The 8,305-nt window shown below is 69.1% G+C and carries 12 protein-coding genes; 8 read left to right on the forward strand and 4 right to left on the reverse strand.

Annotation, left to right across the window (positions count from 1 at the left end; all coding sequences use genetic code 11):
* Window positions 1-38 precede the first annotated feature (38 nt).
* Window positions 39-779, reverse strand: a complete 741-nt coding sequence (locus ACREEF_RS06160; RefSeq protein WP_431564719.1) for a DUF6065 family protein — start codon at window positions 777-779, stop codon at window positions 39-41.
* Window positions 780-862: 83 nt separating this feature from the next.
* Here ACREEF_RS06160 and ACREEF_RS06165 point away from each other — a divergent pair, with 83 nt between their 5' ends.
* Complete coding sequence (locus ACREEF_RS06165; protein WP_431564720.1) at window positions 863-1,405, forward strand: prolyl-tRNA synthetase associated domain-containing protein; 543 nt, start codon at window positions 863-865, stop codon at window positions 1,403-1,405.
* Between the two features lie 3 nt (window positions 1,406-1,408).
* On the opposite strand, the gene ACREEF_RS06170 is transcribed toward ACREEF_RS06165, so the two are convergent.
* A complete protein-coding gene (locus ACREEF_RS06170; RefSeq protein WP_431564721.1) occupies window positions 1,409-2,788 on the reverse strand; it encodes an alpha/beta hydrolase family protein in 1,380 nt (459 codons plus the stop codon).
* A gap of 197 nt (window positions 2,789-2,985) precedes the next feature.
* Here ACREEF_RS06170 and trxA point away from each other — a divergent pair, with 197 nt between their 5' ends.
* The 6 genes from trxA (at window position 2,986) to ACREEF_RS06200 (ending at window position 5,591) form a co-directional block, all read left to right on the forward strand.
* Window positions 2,986-3,882 (forward strand): thioredoxin, encoded by an 897-nt coding sequence (gene trxA, locus ACREEF_RS06175; protein ID WP_431564722.1) that lies wholly within the window; start codon window positions 2,986-2,988, stop codon window positions 3,880-3,882.
* A 12-nt stretch (window positions 3,883-3,894) separates the two neighbouring features.
* Complete coding sequence (locus ACREEF_RS06180; protein ID WP_431564723.1) at window positions 3,895-4,554, forward strand: LON peptidase substrate-binding domain-containing protein; 660 nt, start codon at window positions 3,895-3,897, stop codon at window positions 4,552-4,554.
* Window positions 4,555-4,732: 178 nt separating this feature from the next.
* Window positions 4,733-4,927 carry a Trm112 family protein gene (locus ACREEF_RS06185; protein ID WP_431564724.1) on the forward strand — a complete coding sequence of 65 codons (195 nt, stop codon included), beginning with the start codon at window positions 4,733-4,735 and terminating at the stop codon, window positions 4,925-4,927.
* Window positions 4,928-5,020: 93 nt separating this feature from the next.
* On the forward strand, window positions 5,021-5,161 hold the full coding sequence (locus ACREEF_RS06190) for a hypothetical protein (RefSeq protein ID WP_431564725.1): 141 nt from the start codon (window positions 5,021-5,023) through the stop codon (window positions 5,159-5,161).
* Window positions 5,158-5,385: a hypothetical protein gene (locus ACREEF_RS06195; RefSeq protein WP_431564726.1), complete on the forward strand. Its 228-nt coding sequence runs from the start codon at window positions 5,158-5,160 to the stop codon at window positions 5,383-5,385. The genes ACREEF_RS06190 and ACREEF_RS06195 overlap by 4 nt, the downstream gene beginning before the upstream one ends.
* Entirely contained in the window at window positions 5,382-5,591 is a 210-nt protein-coding gene (locus ACREEF_RS06200) for a hypothetical protein (RefSeq protein ID WP_431564727.1), read from the forward strand. Before ACREEF_RS06195 ends, ACREEF_RS06200 begins: the two co-directional genes overlap by 4 nt.
* A gap of 57 nt (window positions 5,592-5,648) precedes the next feature.
* Here the strand turns inward: ACREEF_RS06200 and ACREEF_RS06205 are convergent, their stop codons facing one another.
* Window positions 5,649-6,230 (reverse strand): YdeI/OmpD-associated family protein, encoded by a 582-nt coding sequence (locus ACREEF_RS06205; protein ID WP_431564728.1) that lies wholly within the window; start codon window positions 6,228-6,230, stop codon window positions 5,649-5,651.
* A gap of 5 nt (window positions 6,231-6,235) precedes the next feature.
* Window positions 6,236-7,486, reverse strand: coding sequence for a UbiH/UbiF/VisC/COQ6 family ubiquinone biosynthesis hydroxylase (locus ACREEF_RS06210; RefSeq protein ID WP_431564729.1), 1,251 nt, complete (start codon window positions 7,484-7,486; stop codon window positions 6,236-6,238).
* A 145-nt stretch (window positions 7,487-7,631) separates the two neighbouring features.
* Here ACREEF_RS06210 and ACREEF_RS06215 point away from each other — a divergent pair.
* A partial coding sequence (locus tag ACREEF_RS06215) for a DNA translocase FtsK 4TM domain-containing protein (protein ID WP_431564730.1) occupies window positions 7,632-8,305 on the forward strand: 674 nt, incomplete at its 3' end.

Consider the following 8,305-nt stretch of genomic DNA (forward strand, 5'->3'; position numbering starts at 1 on the left):
CCTCAAGTAGCGCGCAGCGCGATAGGCCCCTAAAAATGTCAGCCGACCCGAGGCGTCTTGAGCCGGCGCTTGTTCGAGTGGGTCGCCGGCGCCGAGCCCAGTTCTTCCGGCACCTCGCCCTTGAAGTAGAAGCGCTGCCAGGCCTCCTTGGCCGCGTCGGGATCGCCCGAGGCCAGGCGGGTGTTGAAGTCGGTGCGCGCCCGGTTCCAGGCCTCGAACTGGCCCTTCATCCCGGGGTTGGAGTCCAGCGAGCGGATCACCGGCTCGAAGGCCTCCACCTTGCGGTGCTCGATCGGCAGGATGAAGCAGAAGGGCTCGCCCTTCTCGAACTTGACCCGGCCCGGCCGGGTGAAGATCCAGTTCATGGTGAAGGGGAAGGGCAGCCAGTCGGTCTCGATCAGACCGGTCAGCGGCTGGATGCCGTCCTTCACATGGTTCGGCGAGCCCTGGGCCAGCATCCCCCAGCCCGGCGGGGTGCGGAACAGATACTGCGGGTGCATGGTCAGCACCCCGCGCGAGAAGTGCGAGGTGACGAAGTGGTCCAGCTCCGGCTGGGGCCGGTCCGGGGTGATCTTGATGTCGGACTGGGCCGGACCGCCGTTCCATTCAGCCGTGAAGCCGAACGGGACCAGGATCTCCCACCCCGTGGTGTTGGCCATGGTCAGCGGCAGGCAGCGATAAGGGTGCCGGCTGGCGAAGGCGTCCATCCAGTTGCGCGACTGCCGACCCGGCACCAGATCGCACGGTCGCGGGCTCATCGGATAGCATTCCAGTTCCAAGACGCGGCTCCCAAACAGGTCGAACAGAGGATAACGATAGTCCTCTCCCCTATCGCCCCCGCCGCCCGCCCGACAAGGCCGAGATGACCGACACCGCTTCCGAACTGACCGTCCTAGAGACTGCTCCCGCGTATGACCGCGCCCGCCTGCTGGCCTGGATGGCCGAGAACGGCGTCGCCCAGACCACCCACGACCACCCCGCCGTCTTCCGCGTCGAGGAGGGCCTGGAGCTCAAGGCCGACCTGCCCGGCGTCCACACCAAGAACCTCTTCCTCAAGGACAAGAAGGGCCGTCTTTGGCTGATCTCGGCGGCCCAGGACACGGTCATCGACCTGAAACGGGCCCACAGGACGCTCGGCTCGAACCGCCTGTCCTTCGGCAACGAGGCCCTGATGTGGGAGACCCTCGGCGTCCGCCCCGGCTCGGTCACGGCGCTGGGCCTGATCAACGACGTGGAACGCCGCGTGACCTTCGTGCTGGATCAGCGTCTATGGGAGGCAGACATCGTCAACTTCCACCCCCTGACCAACACCGCCACCACCGCCCTCGATCAGGCGGACTTCCGCCGCGTCCTGTCCCTGCTGGGCCGCGAACCGCTGGTCGTGGACTTCGACGCGCTGGAATAGAGCTTAGCGCGCCGCCGCAGCCCCTCTCGCCCGCGCCAGGAAACGGCCGTCGCCGTAGGCCTCGTCCAGGCGCCCGGTGCGCGCCCAATCCAGAACCGCCTGGAAATAGCCGGGCGCATAGCCGATCTCGGCCCGTTGACCGTCAGAACCGGCCTCGAACCGGATGATGCCGTGATCCGTGTTCGGGTATTCCAGGACGGTGATCGGCCGCCCCTGCGCGGACAGATCGACCAGTCGGCGCCGAGTGGCCTCGGGCGGCGCCCCCGTGTCGTTCGCCGCTTGGACCCAGAGCATGGGCGTGTTCAAGGCGCTCAACACCGGCAAAGGGTCATAATCCCAGGACGTCCCCACATCGAACTTGGGTGCCAGGGCCATAATCTGATCATTGGACGCGTTCAGCAACATACCGGTGAACTCGCCCTTGATGTCGGCGAACCAGGGCTCGGGCCGGTACTTGGCGCGCACGGCTTCCAGGCCCGCGAAGCCGACGGCGCCGTTCGAGGCGGTGAAGGCGCCGGTGACTGCGGTGATCTCGCGCGCCTTCTCCAGAACGTCCGGCCCCCAGCCCTTGGCCTGAAGACCCAGCATCACCTGGTCGCCGTCCTCAGCCAGGGCGCCATAGGCCAGGCCGAAACCGATGCTGACGAAGTCGACCGGCGTCAGGCTGGCGGCAAGCGGCGCGACCCAGCCTCCCTGGCTGCCGCCATGCAGGCCGACACGGCCTGCTCGGCTTCCGGCCATCCGTCGCGCTTCGACCACAGCCGCAGCCGCATCCTCGGCGAGGATGTGGAAGTCCTGAGTGTAGCGCCCTTCCGACCCGCCCGAGCCGCGCTTGGCATAGACGAAGACCCCGACTCCGGACGCCGGAGCGAACCTCTGATAGGCGTTGAAGTCCAGCGCGCTGGCGGCTTCCGATCCATGCACCTCCACCATGATCGGAGCCCGGCCCTCGCCCGGCGGCAGGATCAGCCGCCCCTTCAAGCGAACGCCGCCATGGCCGACGAAGGTCGTCTCCTGCACGTCCAGCGCGGTCCGTTCGCCGACCTGCCCTTCAAAGACGATCCGCCCGTCCGCACAACCTCCCAACTGAGGTTGCGGACCTTCGACCCGATCCGTCCATCCCCGCGTGCTGACCCAATGGCCTTCGGCGTCCTGGGTCATTCTTGCGGTGGAGCCGTCAAGGCGGCGCCAGCGAAGTCCCTTGCCGGCGATCGGCGCCACATCCACCCAGCCGCCGTGCTTCAGACGATAGAGGCCGACATGGCAGACCGCAGCCGGATCCGGCCGCGCATCGGCGTCGTCACCGGGAAACTGGGCCAGGGCTGGAGCGGCCAGGGCGGATGCGGCGATCGCCAGAGCGATCGTGAACCAGGATCGAGACATGAACATTCCCCCTCGAAATGAATGCGGGAACAAAGCCGAAAATTGCTCACACGGTCCAATGAACCTTTGTCCATGGTTCCTGTGATCCGTCCCTAAAGGCGTTGAAAGCCGCCCGCGTCCATTTCAGCGCTTGATGGCGAGGCATCCCGACGCCATCTGATCCGTTACGATTCTTCGACCTCTTCGCGGACCCGATCATGACCTTCGCCGATCCGACCACCACGCCCGACGACCTGATCAAGGACGGCACCGACGCCAGCTTCATGCAGGACGTGGTCGAGGCCTCGAAGCATCAGCCGGTCATCGTCGATTTCTGGGCCACCTGGTGCGGTCCGTGCCGGACCCTCGGCCCCGCCCTCGAAAAGGCCGTGCGCGGCGCCGCTGGCGCGGTGAAGATGGTCAAGATCGACGTCGACGCCAACCCGGCCTATGCGGGCCAGCTGCGGGTCCAGTCGATCCCGACCGTCTACGCCTTCGTCAACGGCCAGCCGGTCGACGGCTTCCAGGGCGCCATTCCCGAAAGCCAGATCAAGGCCTTCATCGACAAGCTGACCGGCGGGGCCGGGGTCAACACCGACGTCGAGCAACTGTTGTCGCTGGGCGAGGAATCCCTGTCGCTCAACGACCTGGGCGGCGCCGCCCAGGCCTTCGCCCATGTCCTGACCATGGAGCCGGACAACCAGAAGGCCGTCGCCGGCATGGCCCGCGTCTATCTGGCCGAGGGCGACGCCGAACAGGCGCGCCAGACCATCGCCATGGCCCCGGCCGACTCCACCGACCCCATGGTCCAGAGCGTGCGCGCCCAGCTGTCGCTGGCCGCCGCCGCTCCGACCGGCGCCAACGCCGAACTGGAAGCCCGGATCGCCGCCGATCCCAATGATCATCAGGCCCGCTACGACCTGTCTTTGGCGCTCGCTTCGACGGGCGACCTGAACGGCGCCGTCGACCAACTGCTGGCCATCGTCAAGGCGGACCGCGAGTGGAACGACCAGGCGGCGCGCAAGCAGCTGCTGACCGTTTTCGAAGCCGCGGGCGCCACCAGCGAGGTCGCCCGCGACGGCCGTCGCCGTCTGTCCTCCATCCTGTTCGCCTGACGGAGACCGGCGATGGCCCAGGGCTATATCAAGACGATTGAACTGCCCCAGGTGATCCCGGTCTTTCCCCTGCCGGGGTCGATCCTGCTGGCGCGCGGCCAGCTGCCGCTGAACGTCTTCGAGCCGCGCTATCTGAACATGGTGGACGACGCCATGGCCGGGGACCGGATCATCGGCCTGATCCAGCCCCTGACCGGCGCCCTCGAGCCCCAGCCGCCGCTGGCCCGCGTCGGCTGCGCCGGGCGCATCACCAGCTTCAACGAGACCTCGGACGGCCGCTATCTGATCACCCTGACCGGAATCTGCCGCTTCCGCGTGACCGGCGAGCTTCAGGTCAAGACGCCCTATCGTCAGGTCCGCGCCGACTTCGCCCCGTTCGAGGCCGATCTGCGCGCCCCCGACCCGGCTGCCGAGTTCGACCGCCACGGCTTCCTCGACGCCCTGCGCCCCTATCTGGAGCACCGCGGCCTGAACGTGGACTGGGACACGGCCGAGGCCGCGCCGCAGGAGGCCCTGATCAACAGCCTGGCCATGGCCCTGCCCTTCGAGCCGCCCGAGAAACAGGCCCTGCTGGAGGCGGACACCCTGGAGGACCGCGCCGCAGCCCTGACCGCCCTCCTCCGCATCGACGCCGCCGACCCCGGCGACGACGACAGCCCGGCGATGCAGTAGACCGCGAACGTCCCCTCCCCCCTTGAGGCCGTGGCCCGCCAAACGGGCTCAAGTAGCGCGAAGCGCGATAGCCCACTAAGAAACGCCCTCAAACAGTGAGCGACCGCGTCGCGAACGATTGGGTCTAAACCCCCTCAAGCAGCGAGCCGCCGCGCGGCAAGCGATAGGGTCTAAAATTATGAGCGACGCCTTCAACACCCCCGTCTCGGTCGATCCCCGCCTGCTGGAGGTCCTGGTCTGCCCGGTCACGCGCGGCCGCCTGACCTATGACCGCGACCGCAACGAACTGGTCTCGGCCGGCGCCAAACTGGCCTTCCCCATCCGCGACGGCGTGCCGATCATGCTGATCGAGGACGCCCGCCCCCTGGACTGAGCCGCCTTACGCCGCGCTTAGGCGGCGCCCCGATTTCCGCATCGCGCCCTTACGCCCCTCGGGTGTCTTCTTCAGGCTCTGAAGGAGATCGCTATGAGCCGCCGCGCCCTGCTGAACCATTCCCTGAACCGGGCCTCCGCGCCGCCGAGCGTCTGGCGCATGACCCAGACGATTCTGGCTCTCTATCTCGGCTGCACCCCCCGCGACCCCGGCGACCGGAGCCGCTCGCGATGATGACCGGCTATCCCGACGCCCCCGTCCCCGAAGCCCAATCGGTCGCCGTGCCGCACCGTCATCGCACCTATGGCGTCGTCGCCCGCGACGGCGGCTGGTGCGTCACCCTGGACAGCTGCGCCACCCGGCCCTTTCCCGACCAGGCAGCGGCGCTGCGCATCGCCCGCCAGCTTCAGCGTCAGGCCGACGGCCTGAACCACGCCGAGACAGAGACCAAAGCATGACCGCCGAACCTCTCTCTCCCTCGGGCGCCAGGCGCGCCCATCCGGTGCTGTTCGAAATCCAGCGCATGGGCCGGGTCTGGCGCCTGGCCTCCTCGGACGGCCTCTTCTTCGGCCTGTTCCAGAACCGGGCCTCGGCCCTGCGCTGCGCCGTCGAGGAGGCCGACCGCCGCGACGGCGGCGACGTGCTGCTGCACAGCCACGACTGACCATGCGTCCTTCCTCCCTGTCGCCCAGCGACGGGGAGGCGGCGCGGCGACCTGATGCTAGTGCAGGGTCTCGCCGGCCTCGAGCATGGCGACGAAGGTCTCCAGCCGCCGCTGCCGGGTTTCAGGCCTCTTCGCGTCCTGCAGGCGATAGAGGATGGCGTAGCGATTGGCGCCGCTCAACGTCTCGAAGAAGGCCCGCGCCTTCGGATTCTTCGCCAGCGCCGCCGCCAGATCGTCCGGCGTCGCAGCGCTCGAGGCCGGCGCATAGGCCGCGTCCCAGCGACCGTCAGCCCTGGCGGCGTCGATCTGCGCCTGACCCGCCGGGCGCATACGCCCGGCAGCGACGAGCGCCTCGGCCCGCTTCACATTGATCGCTGACCATTTGCTGCGCGCCTTTCGGGGCGTGAACCGCGTGAGCCACCACTTGTCGTCCAGGGGTGCGAGTTGGCCGTCGATCCAGCCAAAGCACAGGGCGACGTCGATCGCCTCGGACTTGGAGACGGAAGGCGCGCCTGCCGCCGGCTTTGCGAACTTGATCCAGATGCCGGGCGAGGTCGCGTGATGCGTCTCCAGCCAGGCGCGCAAGACCTCGGCGGAAGAAAAGGCCAGCATCGCCAGGTCGGTTCGCATCTCCGGCATGGCGTCTAGAGCCGCTCGCCCCTCAGCAGTTTCGGCAAATCCCCCGTCGCGCCGCCGGCCTCGTGCATGAAGGCGCGGCGTAGAGGGGCGATGCGGTTGACCGCCGCCATGCCCAGGTCGCGCGCCAGCCGCACCGGCGGCAAGTCGTTGGAGAACAGCCGCACGAAGCCATCGAAGCCCGCCGCCAACGCCGCGTTGTCGAAGCGGCGCCAGCGAGCGTAGCGCTCCAGCACCAGTTCCGAGCCGATGTCTTCGCCGATCCGCACGGCGTCGGTCAGCACCTCGGCCAGGGCGGCGGCGTCCTTCAGCCCCATGTTCAGCCCCTGACCCGCCACCGGGTGCACCCCGTGGGCGGCGTCGCCGAGGATGGCGATGCGCGGCGCGGTCAGCTTCTCGGCCAGGCTGAGCGACAACGGATAGACGAAGCGCGGCCCGACGACCTCGACCCCGTCCAGAAACTCGCCGAAGCGCCGGATCAGGTGGGCGTGGAAGGCTTCGTCGGAGGCGACCTTCAGGGCCTCGGCCCGGCGCGTGCTCTCGGTCCAGACCAGGCTGGCGCGCTGCTCCGTCAGCGGCAGGATGGCGAAGGGGCCGTCGGGCAGGAAATACTCGTGGGCGACATTGCCGTGGTCGCGGCCCAGTTTCACCGTCGCCACCACGCCGCTCTGGCCGTAGTCCCAGCCCAGGGTGTCGATCCTGGCCGCCTGACGCACGGTCGAGCCGCGCCCCTCGGCGCCCACGACCAGAGGCGCCTGTAGCGTCGAGCCGTCCTTCAGCGTCACGGTCGCCAGACCCGGCCCGACCTCGACCTCGGCCACGGCGGCGGGGGCGCGGACCTCGATCCCGGCGGCGGTCACGGCCTCGGCCAAGGCCGTGCGGATGCGGCGGTTTTCCAGCATATAGCCCAGCGGTTCGCCGCCGTTGCGGTCGCCGATCTCGTCGGCGTCGAAGCGGATGAAGGCCGGCGACGGGGGGCGGCTGGCGGCGCCCGGCCGCTTGCCGTCCGTGACCAGAATCCGATCCATGCGGCAGGCGTGGGGGCGAAGGCTCTCGCCCAGACCAAGCGCGTCCAGCATGCGGAAGGTCGAATAGGCGATGGCCGTCGAGCGCCCGTCGAAGGTCGGCGCCAGCTGGGCGTCGAACGGCTGGGGATCGACCAGAACCGGCTTCAGCCCGCCCTGCGCCGCCGCGAGCGCAAACGTCGCCCCCGCCAGTCCCGCGCCCGCGATGATGATGTCGTAGTCCGTCTGAGCCATGCCGCCTGTGTCGCGCCGATGACCGCCCGCGTCCAGAGGCGACGAGAGGGGCGAGAGGTCGCGGTCGCCGGATCGACGCCTGGTAAACAGCCCCTTAACCCTGTCGCGCGACAAGGGAGGGACTAGTCTTCTGAGGTTCGCCTTCATGTCCGTCGCCCTCGCGCTCGGCCAACGCGCCTGGTCCACCGCCCGCATCGTCTGGGCGGCGCCCTTCGCCGTGCGGTTCCGCGGCGTCCTGCAAGCCCTGCTGTCGTCCCTGCTGCTGGTCGCCATGATCTCGTGGAACCCGGCGGACCCCAGTCTGAACGCCGCCTCGACGCAAGGCGCGACCAACTGGCTGGGCGGAACCGGCGCCGTCCTGGCCGACCTGATGATGCAGTCTCTGGGCCTTGCCGCCTGGCCCGCCGTCCTGCTGCTGATCGCCTTTGGTCTGGCCGTCGCCATCGGTGACGCCTTGCAACACCGGCTGCAGCCCACGGCCTTCAAGGTCTTCTGCGCAATCGTGGGCGTCCTGCTGCTGTCGGCCGCGCTTTCAGCTCTGGCTGCGCCCGCCAAGTGGCCGCAGGCCGCCGGTCTCGGCGGCCTGTGGGGCGACGGCGTCACCGGCCTGTCGGCGCAGGGGCTGGCCGCCCTGCACGTGCCCGCCGGACGCTGGATCGCCGGGGGCCTGTTCCTGATCCTCGGCCTGTGGGCTTTGGGTTACGCCGTGGGCCTGCGCCTGCGCGACTTCACCGACACCGCCGGCTGGGCCGCCGAGAAGAACGCCGCCCGTCGCGCTCAACATGCCGAACGCCCCGCCAACCCCGCCCGCGCCGTGGC

Origin of the sequence: Brevundimonas sp. (assembly GCF_050729455.1) — a bacterium.
In the GTDB taxonomy this organism is placed as follows: Bacteria; Pseudomonadota; Alphaproteobacteria; order Caulobacterales; family Caulobacteraceae; genus Brevundimonas.

Excerpts from the sequence above, each read along its gene's own strand:
- ACREEF_RS06185 (WP_431564724.1), top strand. The coding sequence starts at position 4,733 with ATGAGCGACGCCTTCAACACCCCCGTCTCGGTCGATCCCCGCCTGCTG.
- ACREEF_RS06195 (WP_431564726.1), top strand. The coding sequence starts at position 5,158 with ATGATGACCGGCTATCCCGACGCCCCCGTCCCCGAAGCCCAATCGGTC.
- ACREEF_RS06180 (WP_431564723.1), top strand. The coding sequence starts at position 3,895 with ATGGCCCAGGGCTATATCAAGACGATTGAACTGCCCCAGGTGATCCCG.
- ACREEF_RS06165 (WP_431564720.1), top strand. The coding sequence starts at position 863 with ATGACCGACACCGCTTCCGAACTGACCGTCCTAGAGACTGCTCCCGCG.
- ACREEF_RS06200 (WP_431564727.1), top strand. The coding sequence starts at position 5,382 with ATGACCGCCGAACCTCTCTCTCCCTCGGGCGCCAGGCGCGCCCATCCG.
- ACREEF_RS06205 (WP_431564728.1), bottom strand. The coding sequence starts at position 6,230 with ATGCCGGAGATGCGAACCGACCTGGCGATGCTGGCCTTTTCTTCCGCC.
- trxA (WP_431564722.1), top strand. The coding sequence starts at position 2,986 with ATGACCTTCGCCGATCCGACCACCACGCCCGACGACCTGATCAAGGAC.
- ACREEF_RS06190 (WP_431564725.1), top strand. The coding sequence starts at position 5,021 with ATGAGCCGCCGCGCCCTGCTGAACCATTCCCTGAACCGGGCCTCCGCG.
- ACREEF_RS06170 (WP_431564721.1), bottom strand. The coding sequence starts at position 2,788 with ATGTCTCGATCCTGGTTCACGATCGCTCTGGCGATCGCCGCATCCGCC.
- ACREEF_RS06210 (WP_431564729.1), bottom strand. The coding sequence starts at position 7,486 with ATGGCTCAGACGGACTACGACATCATCATCGCGGGCGCGGGACTGGCG.